Origin of the sequence: Rhizobium sp. BK529 (genome assembly GCF_014194105.1) — a bacterium.
GTDB lineage: Bacteria > Pseudomonadota > Alphaproteobacteria > Rhizobiales > Rhizobiaceae > Rhizobium.
In genome coordinates, this window is the sequence record NZ_JACIAU010000004.1 from 268,360 (window position 1) to 284,325 (window position 15,966).

Annotated in this window: 12 protein-coding genes; 10 read left to right on the forward strand and 2 right to left on the reverse strand. The window is 60.3% G+C overall.

Annotation, left to right across the window (positions count from 1 at the left end):
* Positions 1-45 precede the first annotated feature (45 nt).
* The 10 genes from FHX08_RS24135 to FHX08_RS24180 all read left to right on the forward strand — a co-directional run bounded on the left by FHX08_RS24135 (position 46) and on the right by FHX08_RS24180 (position 13,052).
* Complete coding sequence (locus FHX08_RS24135) at positions 46-1,179, forward strand: ROK family transcriptional regulator (RefSeq protein WP_132655868.1); 1,134 nt, start codon at positions 46-48, stop codon at positions 1,177-1,179.
* Positions 1,180-1,187: 8 nt separating this feature from the next.
* Positions 1,188-2,630 (forward strand): M81 family metallopeptidase, encoded by a 1,443-nt coding sequence (locus tag FHX08_RS24140; protein WP_132655870.1) that lies wholly within the window; start codon positions 1,188-1,190, stop codon positions 2,628-2,630.
* 195 nt (positions 2,631-2,825) lie between these two features.
* Positions 2,826-3,539: a FadR/GntR family transcriptional regulator gene (locus FHX08_RS24145; protein ID WP_132655872.1), complete on the forward strand. Its 714-nt coding sequence runs from the start codon at positions 2,826-2,828 to the stop codon at positions 3,537-3,539.
* Between the two features lie 81 nt (positions 3,540-3,620).
* Positions 3,621-5,129, forward strand: coding sequence for an ABC transporter substrate-binding protein (locus FHX08_RS24150; protein ID WP_132655874.1), 1,509 nt, complete (start codon positions 3,621-3,623; stop codon positions 5,127-5,129).
* A 65-nt stretch (positions 5,130-5,194) separates the two neighbouring features.
* A complete protein-coding gene (locus tag FHX08_RS24155; RefSeq protein ID WP_132655876.1) occupies positions 5,195-6,142 on the forward strand; it encodes an ABC transporter permease in 948 nt (315 codons plus the stop codon).
* Positions 6,139-7,023 (forward strand): ABC transporter permease, encoded by an 885-nt coding sequence (locus tag FHX08_RS24160; protein WP_132655878.1) that lies wholly within the window; start codon positions 6,139-6,141, stop codon positions 7,021-7,023. Before FHX08_RS24155 ends, FHX08_RS24160 begins: the two co-directional genes overlap by 4 nt.
* A gap of 21 nt (positions 7,024-7,044) precedes the next feature.
* Complete coding sequence (locus tag FHX08_RS24165) at positions 7,045-8,829, forward strand: gamma-glutamyltransferase family protein (RefSeq protein ID WP_132655880.1); 1,785 nt, start codon at positions 7,045-7,047, stop codon at positions 8,827-8,829.
* 3 nt (positions 8,830-8,832) lie between these two features.
* A complete protein-coding gene (locus tag FHX08_RS24170; protein WP_132655882.1) occupies positions 8,833-9,588 on the forward strand; it encodes a DUF1028 domain-containing protein in 756 nt (251 codons plus the stop codon).
* Between the two features lie 39 nt (positions 9,589-9,627).
* Positions 9,628-11,466, forward strand: coding sequence for an ABC transporter ATP-binding protein (locus FHX08_RS24175; RefSeq protein ID WP_132655884.1), 1,839 nt, complete (start codon positions 9,628-9,630; stop codon positions 11,464-11,466).
* Between the two features lie 254 nt (positions 11,467-11,720).
* A complete protein-coding gene (locus FHX08_RS24180) occupies positions 11,721-13,052 on the forward strand; it encodes a glucoamylase family protein (RefSeq protein WP_184327709.1) in 1,332 nt (443 codons plus the stop codon).
* A gap of 97 nt (positions 13,053-13,149) precedes the next feature.
* Here FHX08_RS24180 and FHX08_RS24185 read toward each other — a convergent pair whose 3' ends face one another.
* Both FHX08_RS24185 and FHX08_RS24190 read right to left on the reverse strand, forming a co-directional pair.
* A complete protein-coding gene (locus FHX08_RS24185; protein ID WP_132655888.1) occupies positions 13,150-14,187 on the reverse strand; it encodes an ABC transporter ATP-binding protein in 1,038 nt (345 codons plus the stop codon).
* Positions 14,184-15,851: an ABC transporter permease gene (locus FHX08_RS24190; RefSeq protein WP_132655890.1), complete on the reverse strand. Its 1,668-nt coding sequence runs from the start codon at positions 15,849-15,851 to the stop codon at positions 14,184-14,186. Before FHX08_RS24190 ends, FHX08_RS24185 begins: the two co-directional genes overlap by 4 nt.
* Positions 15,852-15,966: the final 115 nt, after the last annotated feature.

A 15,966-nucleotide genomic window follows, 5' to 3' on the forward strand; every position in this document is an offset into this window, starting at 1 on the left:
ACTTACTGTCAGGGCGAAATCACAGGCAAGGGGTCAGGAGTTTTAATGTTCAACTCATCGCAGCGTGAGCTTCTGCGGGTCATAAGCGAGTCCGGCCCCCTCAGCCGGACCGATCTTGCGTCCGCGATCGGGCTCAGCAAAGCGGCGATGAGCGGCATTGCCCGCGAGCTGATCGATCGCGGTGTGCTGCATGAGACGGAAACAGTCTATGGTCAGGGCCGGCCCTCCGTCCTGCTCGACCTGAAGCCGGAATGCGCCTTCTTCATCGGCATCTCACTTCTGGAAGATCCGGTACCGATGATCCTCAGTGATCTTAACGGCAATATCATCGCCCGCCAGCAGCTGCCCTATTCCCGCGATCCCAAGACCATCGCCAATGCGATCGCTCATGGCCTGCCGGACATCCTGAAGGCGCATCAGCAGGCGAGCTCTAAGCTTGCCGGCATCGGGGTGGCGCTATCTGGCTTCGTCGACGAAAAACAGGCGACCTGCGTGCAATCCACCTTGCTCGGCTGGCAGGACGTGCCGCTGGCGGAAATGATCCGTCAGGCGAGCGGCGTCGATACTTTCATCGAAAATGATGCCAAAGCCGTGGCCGTCAGCGAAAAGCTCTTCGGCATTGCCCGAGACACGCCGAATTTCTCGGTCGTTTCGCTCGGAGACGGCATCGGCTGCGCCCATTTCATCGATGGCAAGCTCTATCGCGGCAATCATGGCGGTGCGGGCGAAATCGCCCATGCGACAATCGAGCCCGGCGGCGCGCCCTGCCGCTGCGGCAAGCGCGGCTGCCTCGACACCGTTGCCTCGATGAAGGCGATCAAAGAGATGGCGCGGGCCGCCGGCCTGAAATGCACTTCGCTATCGGAACTGGAAGAGGAAGCCTCGCAAGGCACCGCCGAGGCGATCGCCATCATCCATAAGGCCGGCGCCGCCCTCGGCCTCGCGATCTCGCACCTGATCCAGATGAATGATCCCGGCCTGATCCTGATCACCCATGTCGATAGCTCCTTCGACGGCCTCTTCGGCACGGTCGTACAACAGGCGATCGAAGCCAATGTTCTTCCGCGTTATGCCGGCCAGACACCGATCCGCACCCGCCGCGTCGATAGCGACGTTTGGGCACGGGGCGCTGCCAGCATCGCCGCCCATAATTTTCTGATTGGTCCCAATATAAGCTGAGGTCTCCCATGCGCATCGCCGTCGGTGGCATTCACATCGAATGCAGCACGTACAATCCTGTCCTGAATGACGAGAAGGACTTTCGGGTGGTGCGCGGCGAGGGCCTGCTGGCCGCGCCCTATTTCGCGTTTTTAAAAGATTATCACGCCGAATTCCTGCCGACGATCCATGCCCGCGCCATTGCCGGCGGCCCGGTTGCGCGCCACACATACGAAGCTTTCAAGGCCGAGTTCCTGGAGCGCCTGAAGCCGCTTCTGCCGCTCGACGGCCTCTATCTGGCCATGCATGGCGCCATGTATGTCGAAGGCATGGAAGATGCGGAAGGCGACTGGATTACAGCGGCCCGCGAGCTTGTCGGCGACGAATGTACGATCTCGGCAAGCTATGACCTGCACGGCAATGTCACCCAGTGCATTCTTGATGCGCTTGACATGTACTCCACCTATCGCACCGCGCCGCATATCGATGTCGAAGAGACGATGCGCCGCTCGGTTTCGATGCTCGTGAAGAGCCTGAAGACCGGCGTGAAGCCTATCCTACTCTGGGCGCCGGTTCCGGTCGTTCTGCCGGGCGAACGCACCAGCACCGTCGATGAACCGGCAAAGAGCCTCTATGCAGAACTGCCCGGCATCGATGCACTCGATGGCGTCTGGGATGCCTCGCTGATGGTCGGCTACGTCTGGGCCGACGAGCCTCGCGCCACCGCTGCGGCCATCATGACCGGCACCGATCGCGCGGTGCTCGAGCGCGAGGCGAAACGCATGGCAAAGGCCTACTGGGATGTGCGCGAAAAATTCGTCTTCGGCTGTGAGACCGGCTCGATCGAGGAATGCGTTGCCAAGGCGATCGCCAGCCCCACTGGCCCCGTCGTACTCGCCGAATCCGGCGACAACCCGACTGGCGGCGGCGTGGGTGACCGGGCCGAGGTTCTGGCCGAACTGATCGCAAAGGGCGCCATCGGCGTTGTCTTCGCCGGCATCGCCGACAAGGCGGCCACGGATACCTGCTATGCCGCTGGCATCGGCGCCATGTTGGAACTGACCGTCGGCGCCTCTCTCGACACCAAAGGCAGCACACCGGTGACAGCACGTTTCATCGTAAAATTCCTGCACGAGACCGCCGACGCAGCCGATCGCCAGGCCGTCGTCTCCACCGGTGGTATCGATCTGGTGCTGTCCGCCAAGCGCCGCCCCTATCACAATATTGTCGATTTCACCCGCCTCGGCCTCGATCCGCACAGGGCCAAGATTATCGTCGTCAAGTCAGGCTATCTCTCGCCGGAACTGGCACTGATTGCCAACCCAAACCTCATGGCGCTTTCAGCCGGCGTGGTTGACCAGTTCGTCGAGCGTCTACCTCGTCTGCGCAAACAGCACCCGACTTATCCTTTCGATAAGGATTTCAACTTCGAGCCGCAGACCTTCCTCTCCGCGCGTTCGCTAAATCGCTGAACCAATTGCCCTTTGGTACCGAATGCCTCGCGAAGTAAGTGATGTGCGTGGAATAGTGCATCCAACCTTCGCATCCGCCGCGAAATCATGCTGTAAGGCGAAAAAACAGGCATCTATTTATTTGCACAAAAAAGCGCTTGACGAGTCCAGGGAATTGGTTTGCATTGAACCAATATCAAATTGGTTCATCCCACTATGGACAACGCTCAAGGCAATTCAAATTACGCGCTGGAGAAGCTGAGGGCTCTCCTCCGTTCGGACAGTCTTGACGCAGACGGCAAACTGCCCACCGAACGTACGCTCTCCGAAATGCTCGGCGTCAGCCGCCGTTCGATTCGTCGTGCACTGGAAGTACTGGAGGCAGAAGGCCGGATCTGGCGCCGGCAGGGCTCCGGCACCTTCGCCGGCAAGCGGCCGGACGAATGGAGCAACCAGGTTGATTCCATTATTGCTGAAACCGATTTCATGGAGATCATGGAGGTACGTTTGCGCATCGAGCCGCAGCTCGTCCAGCTTGCAGCCATGCGCGCCAAGGCCGCCGAAATCGAATGCATGTATGATCTGGTGGAGAAGATCTACGGCAGCACCGACGCGGATGGTCGCGAACTATGGGACGGCGCGCTACATCGCCAGATCGCCCAATGCGCCGGCAACCAATTCTTCCTGACGATTTTCGATGTCATCAACCGCGTCCGGCAGGATCCCGCCTGGCAAACGATCCGCGAGCGCGCCCGCAGCATAAGCCGCACGCGTGAAGTTACGTACGGCCAGCACCGGGCAATCGTCGACGCGATCGCTGCGCGTGATCCGGCCAGAGCAGGCGAAGCCATGCGCCAACATCTGCTGACGCTTCAGGAAAGTCTCATCCGCATCACTTCGCTGGACCATGGTGAAACGGCAGCGGAGTAGATAGCGGCAAGGAAGACCTGCGGAACCACAACGACGGCTTCAAACGCAGTGTGAAACAAGAACACAACAGAGGAGAATAAAATGAAATTCACCAGATTGCTAACGACCAGCGTAGCGGCAGCGCTCTTCGCGTTTCCCGCTTTTGCTGTCGAGCTGAAGATCGGTCTGCAGGATGACGCCGACGTGCTCGATCCCGCCCAATCGCGCTCCTTCGTAGGCCGCATCGTCTATACTGCAATGTGCGACAAGCTGGTGGACGTTACGCCGGATTTGAAGATCGTGCCGCAGCTTGCGACTGAGTGGAGCTGGTCGGCCGACGGCAAGGAACTCACCATGAAGCTTCGCCAGGGCGTGAAGTTCCAGGACGAGACGCCGTTCAATGCCGAGGCGGTCGTCGCGACCATCGAGCGAAACATCACTCTGCCGGAATCCCGCCGCAAGAGCGAGCTCGCTTCCGTCGCCAAGGTCGAGGCTACAGGCGAGTACGAAGTCAAGTTCACGCTGAAGAGCCCTGATGTCTCCCTCCTTGCCCAGCTTTCCGACCGCGCAGGCATGATCGTCTCGCCGAAAGCAGCCAAGGAGCTTGGCGCCAAGTTCGGCGATCATCCGGTCTGCGCCGGCCCGTTCAAATTCGTCGAACGCGTCCAGCAGGACCGCATCGTGCTGGAGAAGTTCCAGGACTACTGGAACAAGGACAACGTCTTTATCGACAAGGTCACCTACCTGCCGATCCCAGACACGACCGTTCGCCTCGCCAACCTGCAATCGGGTGATCTCGACATGATCGAGCGCCCTGCGGCAACCGACGCCGCGACTATCAAGGCTGACGCGAACCTCGTCTACAAGGATATCGTCAACACCGGCTGGCTCGGCATCTACGCCAATGTGGGCAATGGCGCCCGCGCCGATAACCCACTCGGCAAGGACAAGCGCCTGAGACAAGCTTTCTCGCTGGCAATCGATCGCGAGGCCGCTATGCAGATCGTCTATGACGGCACCGCCGTTGCCGGCAATCAGCCGTTCCCGCCGAGCAGCCCCTGGTTCGACAAGAATATCCCGGTACCGGCCCGCGACGTCGAGAAGGCCAAGTCTCTCGTGAAGGCAGCAGGTTACGACCGTGTTCCGGTCGAGATCATGGTCGCGAATGGTCCGGTCACGATGCAGATGATGCAGATCATCCAGTCGATGGTCGCGGAAGCCGGCTTCGATGTGACCCTGAAGGCGACCGAATTTGCGACCCTGCTCAACGAACAGACTGCCGGGAACTATCAGCTCAGCCGCTCGGACTGGTCCGGCCGCGTCGATCCTGATGGTAACATTCAGCAGTTCGTCACCTGCAATGCCGGTCTGAACGACAGCAAATACTGCAATGCTGACGTCGACAAGCTTTTGAACGAGGCGCGCCAGTCCACCGATGATTCGGTGCGCAAGCAGAAGTATGATGCGGCGACTGCGATCCTCAACGAGGATCTGCCAATCATCTTTATCGGCCATCAGTCTTGGAGCTGGGGATTCCACAAGAATGTCACCGGCTTCATCCCCTCGCCTGACGGCATGATCCGCCTAGTCGGCGTGAAAAAGGACGGCTGATACGCCAAATCTTGAGGATGCGGCAGAACTTACCGCGTCCTCCTAACGCTATCGGGAGCGCGCTTATGTACAGTTACATCGCCAAGCGGCTGCTGGTCGCCATTCCAACATTGCTGATCATTTCGGTCTTCGTCTTCTCGCTGCAGAAGCTTCTGCCAGGCGATCCTATTCTGGCCATGGCCGGCGAAGAGCGCGACCCGCAAGTGCTGGAACTCCTGCGGGAAAAATATCACTTCAACGATCCCGTCCCTTACCAGTATTTCTATTGGCTGGGTTCGGCGCTCCAGGGCGATCTCGGCATTTCGCTGCGCACCAACCAGCCGGTTCTGGAACTCGTGGCCGAAAAGCTGCCGGTCACCATCCAGCTCGCTATCATGTCAATGATCTTCGCCTTCGTCATCGGCGTGCCGATGGGCATCCTGGCGGCCGTCAAGAAGAACACCGCCATCGATTATATCGCCAACATCATAGCGCTATCCGGCTTGTCGATCCCGAATTTCTGGCTCGGTATCATGCTGATCCTGTTGGTCTCGGTAAATCTCGGTTGGCTGCCGGCTTCAGGCTACGAACCCTTCTTCTCCAACCCGCTGCGTTCGATGGAAACCATGCTCATGCCATCCGTCGTGCTCGGCAATGCGCTGGCCGCCACGCTGATGCGCCACACTCGATCGGCCATGCTGAGCGTCCTGAGCGCCGACTATATTCGTACCGCCCGAGCAAAGGGGCTCTCGGAAAGGTCTGTGGTGTTGGAGCATAGTTTCCGAAATGCCGTCCTGCCCATCGTCACGCTGAGCGCCCTGCTCTTTGGAGAGTTGCTGGCAGGTGCGGTCCTCACCGAGCAGATCTTCACCATCCCAGGCTTCGGGAAGCTCATCGTCGACGCCGTCTTCAACCGCGATTATGCGGTTGTCCAAGGAGTCGTGATCTGCACCGCGATCGGGTTCATCGTCATGAACCTCGTCGCTGACGTGCTCTACGTGCTTCTCAATCCGCGCATGAGGGCCTCGCTATGACCGCAATTGATCAGGTTACGGCAGCACATCTTCCGTCCGCCGAGCGGCGGTCACCGAACCGCGCGTGGCGCAAGCTGAAAGCCAACAAGGGTGCACTTGTCGGCCTCGCCATCATCGCCTTCTTCACGTTTCTTGCGATCATCGCACCGCTTCTGCCGCTCCCCGATCCGATCGCAACCAGCTGGTCGGCGATCCGCAAGGCGCCGTCCGCAGCCCATTGGCTCGGCACTGACGATATCGGCCGAGATATCCTCTCGCGCATGATCTGGGGCGCCCGGGCCTCGTTGATGGCGGGCGTCTTTTCGGTGGCGATCGCGGTCCTCGTCGGCGTGCCCTTCGGTCTGGTGTCCGGCTATTTCGGCGGCTGGATCGATATGGTGATCTCGCGCATCACCGAAGCCTTCCTGGCGATGCCGTTCCTCATTACCGCAATTGCACTCGCTGCCTTCCTTGGCCCGAGCCTTACCAACGCGATGATCGCGATCGGCCTTTCGGCCATGCCGATCTTCGTGCGGTTGACGCGCGGTCAGGTTCTCGCGGTCAAGACCGAAGAATATATCGAAGGTGCTCGCTCCATCGGGTTGCGCCACTTCAGCATCATCACCCGCTATATCCTGCCGAATGTCCTGGCGCCGATCCTCGTGCAGGCAACGCTGACGATTGCGACCGCCATCATCGCCGAAGCCAGCCTTTCCTTCCTCGGCCTCGGCCAGCAGCCGCCGGCGCCAAGCTGGGGCTCGATGCTGAATGTCGCCAAGAACTTCCTGAGCCAGGCGCCCTGGATGGCGCTCTGGCCCGGCATTGCCATTTTTCTCGTCGTTATTGGTTTCAATCTCTTGGGCGACGGCCTGCGCGACGCACTCGACCCGCGCGAAGCGTGACCCCTCGAAAGGACATATGAAATGACCGTATTCACGACCCGCCCCGAAATTCTGGGTACGTTCGGCGTCGTCACCTCGACGCACTGGATCGCATCTGCCGTCGGCATGAGCATCCTGGAAAAGGGCGGTAACGCCTTCGATGCCGCAGTCGCCACCGGCTTCACCTTGCAAATCCTTGAGCCGCATCTCGTCGGACCCGGCGGCGACATGCCGGCCATCATCTATTCCAAGAAAAAAGACACGGTCGAAGTCATCTGTGCCCAAGGGCCCGTCCCGGCAGGCGCCACCATCGAGCACTACACGTCCGAAGGCATGAAGCTGATCCCCGGCGATGGCCTGCTCGCGACCGTTATTCCCGGCTCGTTCGACGGCTGGATGCTGATGTTACGCGATTATGGCAGGATGAGCGTGCGCGACGTGCTGGAGCCGGCAATCTATTATGCCCAGAACGGCCATCCGCTGCTGCCTCGTGTCTCGGCCACCATCAAGGGCCTTGCCGAATTCTTCGAGAAAGAATGGCCGACCTCTTACGAAACTTGGGTGCCGGGCGGCTCGGTGCCGGAGCCGCATTCTAATTTCAAGAACCCGGTTCTGGCCGAAACCTGGAAGCGCATCATTTCCGAGTCCGAGGTAAAGCAGGGCCGCGAGGCGCAGATCGAAGCTGCCCGTGACGCCTTCTACCGCGGCTTCGTTGCCGAGAAGATCGCAGACTATCTAAAAACCGCGGAAGTGATGGATGCGAGCGGCAACCGCCACAAGGCGGTCCTGACCGCAGATGACATGGCGAACTGGTCGGCAACGATCGAGGAGCCGCAGACCTATGACTATCATGGCTGGACCGTCGCCAAGATCGGCCCTTGGGGCCAGGGTCCGGTCTTCCTGCAGACGCTCTCCATCCTCAAGGGCATGGATATCGCTTCGATGGCGCCTGACGGAGCCGACTTCGTCCATACCGTGACTGAGGCCATGAAGCTCGCCTTCGCAGACCGCGAGGTCTACTATGGCGATCCCAAATTCGCCGATGTGCCCGTCGGTCAGCTTCTGTCGGACACCTACGCCGCCACCCGCCGCAAGCTGATAACGGGCGAAGCGTCTTTCGACCTGCGCCCTGGAAGGCTGTCCGGCTTCGAAGAGCAATATGACGTGACGATGCAAATGCTCGGCGCTGATTCCAAGACCGGCGCCGTCTACGAACCGACGATGGCGCATCTGACGGAGAAGCGCGGTGACACCGTCCATATCGATGTCATCGACCGGGAGGGTAACATGGTCTCCGTCACGCCTTCGGGCGGTTGGCTGCAGTCCTCGCCGATCATTCCGGGTCTCGGCTTCTGCCTGAATTCGCGCGCTCAGATGTTCTGGCTGAAGCCCGGCTTGCCGACGTCACTCGCTCCCGGCAAGCGCCCGCGCACGACGCTGACGCCTTCTCTCGCCCTTTACGAAGGCCGACCCACACTCGCCTTCGGCACCCCCGGCGGCGACCAGCAGGAACAGTGGCAACTCTCCTTCTTCCTGCGTTATGTGCATCATAAGATGAACCTGCAGGCGGCGATCGATCAGCCGCTCTTCCACACCGCACATTTCCCCGGCTCCTTCTATCCACGCACGCGTGAGCCGGGTGGCTTGATGGTGGAAGGCAATTTCAGCACCAATGTGCTCAACGATCTTCGCGCTCGTGGCCACAATCTCACCGTATCCGAGCCTTGGACCATTGGCCGCCTGACAGCCGCTCGCCGCGATGCCGATGGGTTGCTGCGCGCCGCTGCCACACCGCGCCTCATGCAGGCCTATGCAATCGGGAGATAAGAGATGACCTGGTCCATCGTCGCCCGCGATCCCGACACAGGCTATCTCGGCATCGCCGTTGCCACCCGTTTCTTTGCGGTTGGCGGGCTGGTGCCGCATATCCGCGGCGGCATCGGCGCGGTCGCCACCCAGGCCTTCATCAGTCCGCTTTACGGCACGGACGGCCTTGCACTGCTTGCCGAGGGCAGGACGCCGGACGAGATCATCGCGGAACTGACCGATCGCGATGCTGGCCGCGACCAGCGCCAGCTTCATCTGATCGATGCCAGGGGTCACAACGCCGCCTTCACCGGTGCCAAATGCATCGATTGGGCCGGTCATCTGATCGACGACAATGTCTCCGTTGCCGGCAATATGCTGGCCGGCCCAGAAGTCGTTGCCGAGACGCTCGCCACCTACAAGAGGGCAATGGACAAGCCCTTCATCGAGCGCCTGCTCGAAGCCATGCAGTCGGGTGAGGATGCTGGCGGCGATAAGCGCGGCAAACAGTCCGCCGCCCTCCTTGTCCATCGAGATCAGGATTACCCTTGGCTGAGCGTCCGCGCGGACGATCATCCCGATCCGCTCGCGGAGCTGCGCCGTCTCTATGCGGTGGCCCAGGAACCCTACATGCATGTCGCTGAGACGATGGCGACAAAGGCCGATCCAAATGGAATGATTGACAGGCGTGAGATCGATAAAAAGATCGCAGCGCTGGAAACTGCGCGTATTGCAGAAGGGCGGCCGTCCGCCTCTTTCGCCACGCCTTTGAAGACCTGAAAGCCTGCCTCTCCGGCGCAAAAAGAATAAGGGAACGATATGAGTGATCAGCCAGCAGCATCCGTCTCTCCGGTTCTTTCCGTCCGGAATCTGACGACGTCTTTCCTTGCCGATGGTGAATGGAAATCCGTCGTCCGCAACGTCTCCTTCGATGTTATGCCGGCGGAAACGGTCGCCATCGTCGGCGAGAGCGGTTCCGGCAAGAGCGTCACCTCGCTTTCCATCATGCGCCTGCTCGCCAAGGGCTCAAGCCGCGTCGAAGGCAGCATCGCCCTCAACGGCCGCGATATCCTTTCGCTCTCCGACAAGGAAATGCGTGCCGTGCGCGGCAAGGATGCCGCCATGATCTTCCAGGAGCCGATGACTAGCCTGAACCCGATCTTCACTATAGGCAGGCAGATTTCCGAAGCGCTCACCTGCCACGGCGATATCAGCAAGGCCGATGCACGAGCCGAAACGATCCGTCTTTTGGAGAAGGTGCGCATTCCCAATGCCGCATCCCGCTTCGACGAGTACCCGCACCAGTTTTCCGGCGGCATGCGCCAACGCGTCATGATCGCCATGGCGCTCGCCGCCCGGCCGAAACTGCTGATCGCCGACGAGCCGACCACAGCGCTCGACGTAACGATTCAGGGCCAGATCCTCGATCTCATCAAGGTCCTGCAGGAAGAGGAGGGTATGTCCGTTCTCTTCATCACTCATGACATGGGCGTGGTCGCCGAAATCGCCGACCGCACGATCGTCATGTATCGCGGCGAGGCCGTCGAAACCGGCATGACCGATGACATTTTCAACCGAGGAAAGCATCCCTATACGCGCGCCCTGCTTTCCGCCGTGCCGCGTTTGGGTTCCATGGATGGCCGCAAATGGCCGTTGCGCTTCCCTGTGGTGGATACGGCAACTGGCGAGCGCAGCGAGCCAGTCGAAGTCGCCGAAACCGTAGACTGCCACAAGACGCCGATCCTAGAAGTGAAGAACCTCGTTACGCGCTTCGATATTCGCGGCGGTCTCTTCGGCCGTAGGACCGGCGCCATTCACGCCGTCGAAGATGTCTCCTTCAACCTCTTCCAGGGCGAAACCCTGGCGCTTGTCGGCGAATCGGGTTGCGGCAAGTCCACGACCGGTCGCTCGATTACCCGGCTAGTGCAGCCCAATGCCGGTTCCGTCAGCCTCGATGGTTATGATGTGCTGAACCTCGATGCAAGCAGACTGCGCAACATGCGCCGCAGCATTCAGATGATCTTTCAGGACCCCTTCGCCAGTCTGAATCCACGCATGACGGTGGGAGCAGCCGTCGCCGAACCCTTTATCGAACATGGTCTCGGCACTCGCGCCCAAGCCCGAGAGAGGGCCGCGGATCTGCTCGAGCGTGTCGGCCTGAAGGCGGACATGATGAAGCGCTATCCGCATGAATTCTCAGGCGGCCAGCGCCAGCGCATTTGCATTGCGCGTGCCCTTGCCCTCGACCCGAAGGTCATCGTTGCGGATGAAAGCGTCTCGGCCCTTGACGTCTCGATCAAAGCCCAAGTCTGCAATCTCTTGATGGACCTGCAGCAGAGCCTCAACCTTGCCTTCCTCTTCATCTCTCACGATATGGCCGTGGTCGAACGCGTCAGCCACCGCGTTGCGGTCATGTATCTCGGCGAGATTGTCGAAATCGGACCGCGCGAAGAGCTATTCCGCAACCCGCAGCACCCCTACACCAAGAAGCTCATGGCGGCGGTTCCCGTACCAGATCCCGCCCGCCGTGGCATTCGCCGCAACCTTGGCACCGACGAACTGAAAAGCCCTGTCCGCCCCTTGGGTTACGTCGCGCCCAAACGTCAGTACCGCGAGGTCGTAGCGGGTCATTTGGTACGGATGGAGGAAGCCGCCTGACTTAGTCCGGGAGGCTTAGGCGACAGAACGCGAAAGACAATAATGCAGGAAATGGGCTGCACCCCAGGGATGCGGTTTAATCCATTTTGCTGCATCGCTTATATTATTTATTCCAGATATTATTTCACTGAGAATTATTAACGCCAACCGTCGTCGTTTGTGCTCTCTTATCCCTGCGAATCAAAAAGGTTTGATTTGCCTGAGGGCAGCCACCATGTTGAAGCATGGACGATACAACAGTTGGGCAGGAGCACATGCTGCAACGGATTGAAGACATTGATGCCGCGCTAATCGACAGGCTGCAGCATTCAGCGTTCAAGTATTTCCTGAAATATTCCAATCCGGAAAACGGCCTTGTGCCGGATACGTCGATTCCTGGCGTACCGGCGAGCATCGCTGCGGTCGGCTTCGGGCTTTCCTCCTACCCGGTTGGCGTCGAGCGCGGCTGGATCAGCCGCGGAGAAGCCGCCGAGCGTGTGTTCAACACACTGCACTTCTTCGCCAACGCCAAGCAGGGCACGGAACGTCACGCGACCGGGCATCGCGGCTTCTTCTACCACTTCCTGCATGTGGATACCGGCAATCGGGCCTGGAACAGCGAGCTTTCGACCATCGATACCGCTCTGCTCGTCGCGGGCATTCTGACCGCTGCGCAATATTTCGACGGCGAGGATGAAACCGAAACCGAGATCCGCGCGCTCGCAAAATTCATCTACGAGCGCGTCGACTGGCGCTGGGCCCTGAACAAGGGCGATTGCATCTCGATGGGCTGGAAGCCTTCTTCCGGTTTCCTACGCTGGCGCTATCATGGCTTTGACGAAGCGATCATCCTCTACACGCTGGCGCTGGCATCCCCGACCTACCCGATTCCGCAGTCGTCCTACGACGCTTTCACGGCAAGCTATTCCTGGATGCTCTTCAATGAGCAACCCTATCTCTACGCTGGACCGCTCTTCATCCATCTCTTCTCCCATGCGTGGATCGATTTCCGCGGCATCCAGGACAAGCCGATGCTTGAGCGGAACTGGGATTATTTTCGCAATACGCAGGTTGTCATCAACGTGCAGCGTGATTACGCGGAACGCAATCCCGGCCAGTTCGTCGGCTACAGCAAGGATATCTGGGGCTTTACCGCTTGCGATGGTCCGCCGCCGACGCGGCGCATGCGCGGTGGCCGCAGCCCGAAGGTGTTGGGTTATGCAGCCCGCGGCGCTCCGCTCGGTCCTGATGACGGCACGATCGCGCCCTGGGCCGCACTTGGCTGCCTGCCCTACGACCGGCAGGCAGCCCTAGACGGCACCAAGGCGTTGCTGACCACCTATCCGAACCTGCTCCTGGAAGGCGGCTTTCCCGGTGGCTTCAATCCAACGGTCCAGACCAAGCGGCCGGAGGGTTGGGTCGACGACCGTACTGTCGCCATCGATCAGGGCCTCATCGTCATGACGGTCGAGAATGCCCGCTCGGATTTTATCTGGAGGCTGATGCGCAAGAACCCGGTGATCCGCCTTGGCCTCGAGCGCGCCGGTTTCACCGGCGGCTGGCTGGCGGAAGAGGAACCGGAAGAGCTGGTTCTGAAGGCAGGTTAAGCAATTTCAGCAAAAGTGCGTAAGGGTTTTGCGTCCGGAATTGCATAAAAAGGAGATAGAGCGTTACCGTGTTCGAGAAGACGGCAATGCTCTGGATTCATCGGACGAAAACGTGCGCTTTGCCCGCGATATCGAGGCGAACAAGATCGCCTCGCGTCGGCAGCGCCACACTTGACGTCTTGATCAGGATCGGCGGAAGGGCGACAGCCGCGAGCGACACCGCTACCGTGCAGGTTGCTCCGCCAAATTCCACATCCACGACACGCCCGCCATATTTCGCGTTCGCCTCATCAACAACGACGCGGATCTGCTCTGGCCTCAGCATGATTTCCGCCTTGCCCTGATGGGCTCCGTCGACGGGCACGCTGCCGAGCGCGCAATCGGCAAAACCGTTCTTGATGATCGCGGGCAGCATGACTGCATCCCCAAGGAAAAGCGCCGTCTCGCGGTCACGCGGCTTGAGATAAAGCGTTTGCGGCGTGCCGGCCTGCACGAGCTTGCCCTCCCGCAATACCGCAACCTGGTCGGCAAATGACAGGGCCTCGCCTTGATCGTGCGTTACGAGGATTGCCGTGATGCCCGCTGCGTGCAGCACGCGGGCGACTGCCTTGCGCATATTTTCCCTGAGGCCGGTATCCAGGGCCGAAAAAGGCTCGTCGAGCAGCATGAGGCGTGGCCGGCGGCCGAGCGCACGGGCAAGCGCCACGCGCTGCTGCTGGCCACCCGAGAGCTGGTGTGGACGACGCTCCAGCATGCCGCGATCGAGCTCCACCATTTCCAGGAGATCGATGATACGCTTTTGGCGATCCGGCGCGCCGCGCTCGAAACCAAAACCGATATTCTCGGCCACGCTCAGATGCGGAAAGAGCGCGCCATCCTGCGAGACGATGCCAATACCGCGCTTATGAGCGGGGACGCTTGCCGGGCCGTCAGCCAGAACCTCGCCATCCAGCGTCACCCTTCCGACATCAGGCTGCTCGAATCCGGCAATGATGCGCAGCAACGTCGTCTTGCCGGAGCCGGAGGGACCAACGACAGCCGTGCGGCTGCCCGCCTGCACTTCAAGCGAGATATCCTTCAGTGCCTGAACCGGGCCGTAACGCTTGCTGATATTGTCGATCGTAAGCAGCGTCATTGGCCGGCAGTCCGTTTCGATTGGGTATAGAGCATGAGGGTGAGCGGAAACGACAGCACGACCATCATGAAGGCGTAAGGTGCTGCCGAAACATAATCAATCTCGCTGGTCAGCGACCAGAATTTCGTCGCCAGCGTGTCGACGCCATTCGGCGAAAGCATCAGTGTCGCCGTCAATTCGTTGGTGATGCCGAGGGCGGCAAGCGCTACACTCGCAGCAGCACCAGGTGCTGCAAGCCGCATGGTGATCTGCCGCACGGCCTGTCCCGGCGTACGGCCAAGCCCCATTGCCGCCCGCTCGAGCTCGACAGGCGCTTGCGCGATACTGGCGCGCAGACCGACCATGGCACGCGGCAGGAAGAGCAGCACGTAAGCGACAAGCAGCGTCGCGAAGGTCTGGTAGAGCGGCAGGATGAGTCGAACGGTGATAGAAACCAGCGCCAACGCCACGACGACACCCGGCAGTGAGCCGACATAATAATGGCAGGCTTCGAGAATGCGCTGGAACCGACCCGGCGCGCGGACCGAAAGCCACGCCATCGGGGCCGCGGCAATCGTCGTCAGGACCCCGCCAGCGATAGCAAGAACAATCGTCTGCACGAAAGCACTTACGACCTGGATGCGCCAGATGCCGAGCCCGCCGAGATAGAGCCAGCGGCCGAGCGTGATCAGCGGCACGCCAAGCGTCAGCACTGCCAGGATGATCGGCAACACGAGGGCCGGGACCACAAACCAGCCGAGCCGTCGGCGATCGGCTGGACGCGCAGAGCCGGAGCCGACGCGCGCATATCGTTCATTGCCGCGCAGCAGGATTTCGAGGCCGAGCAGGAACAGGCAGCAGGCGACGAGCACGCCGCCGAGCATGTTGGAAGCCGGGCTATTATAGGAAGACTGGAACTGGTCGACGATCGCAGTCGCGAACGTGTCGAAGCGGATCATTACGAACAACCCGTATTCCGATAGCAGGTGCAGCGCGACCAACAATGAACCACCGCAGATAGCCAGGCGAAGCTGCGGCAGGATCGTGCGGAAGAAAACGCGCCACGGATCGAGACCGAGCGAGGCAGCGGCATCCTCGATCGCCGGATCGAGCCGGCGCAACGCCGCCGCGACCGGCAGATACAGGAACGGATAATAGGCAAGAACCGAAATAAAAACGCCGCTCTGGAGCCCGTACATGCCCGGAAGCAGGCTCACCCAGGCATAGGAATGCACGAAGGCCGGCACCGCCAGCGGCGCAATGGCAAGCCACGCCCAGAGCCGCGCAAGCGGGATATCCGTCCGCTCCGTCAGCCAGGCGAGCGTCACAGCCAGCACGATCGACAGCGGAATGGTAATTGATTCCAGGAGAACAGTATTGACGAGAAGCTCGCCGACGCGTGGGCGGAAGACAAGCGTCTTTACCGTCTCCCAGCCGACATCATAGGTCACCCAGGCGATGAAACCGAGCGGAACGAGGCTGAAGATCGCCACAACAGATGCGAGAAGAACGACGGAAGCGTGCGGCATACGCCCGCGCGGCAAAACCATTCGTGCGGCCCCTGGCGCCACCGGCGTGTCATTGCCGGATACGAGCAATCTATTGTTCTGCAGCAAGGCCGATGCCTTCACACGCTGAAAAAGGAAGGCAACCGCCTTTGACGAGCGGTTGCCGGATTTTGTCATGCCCTAAGGTTTTCTTGAGCCAAAAGCAATAGTTTTAGACCGAAGAAGACTGCGGCAGAAAGACTTAAAGCGCACCGCGATCTTTCAGATCGCTTGCCAGGCTTTAAGTCTTTGT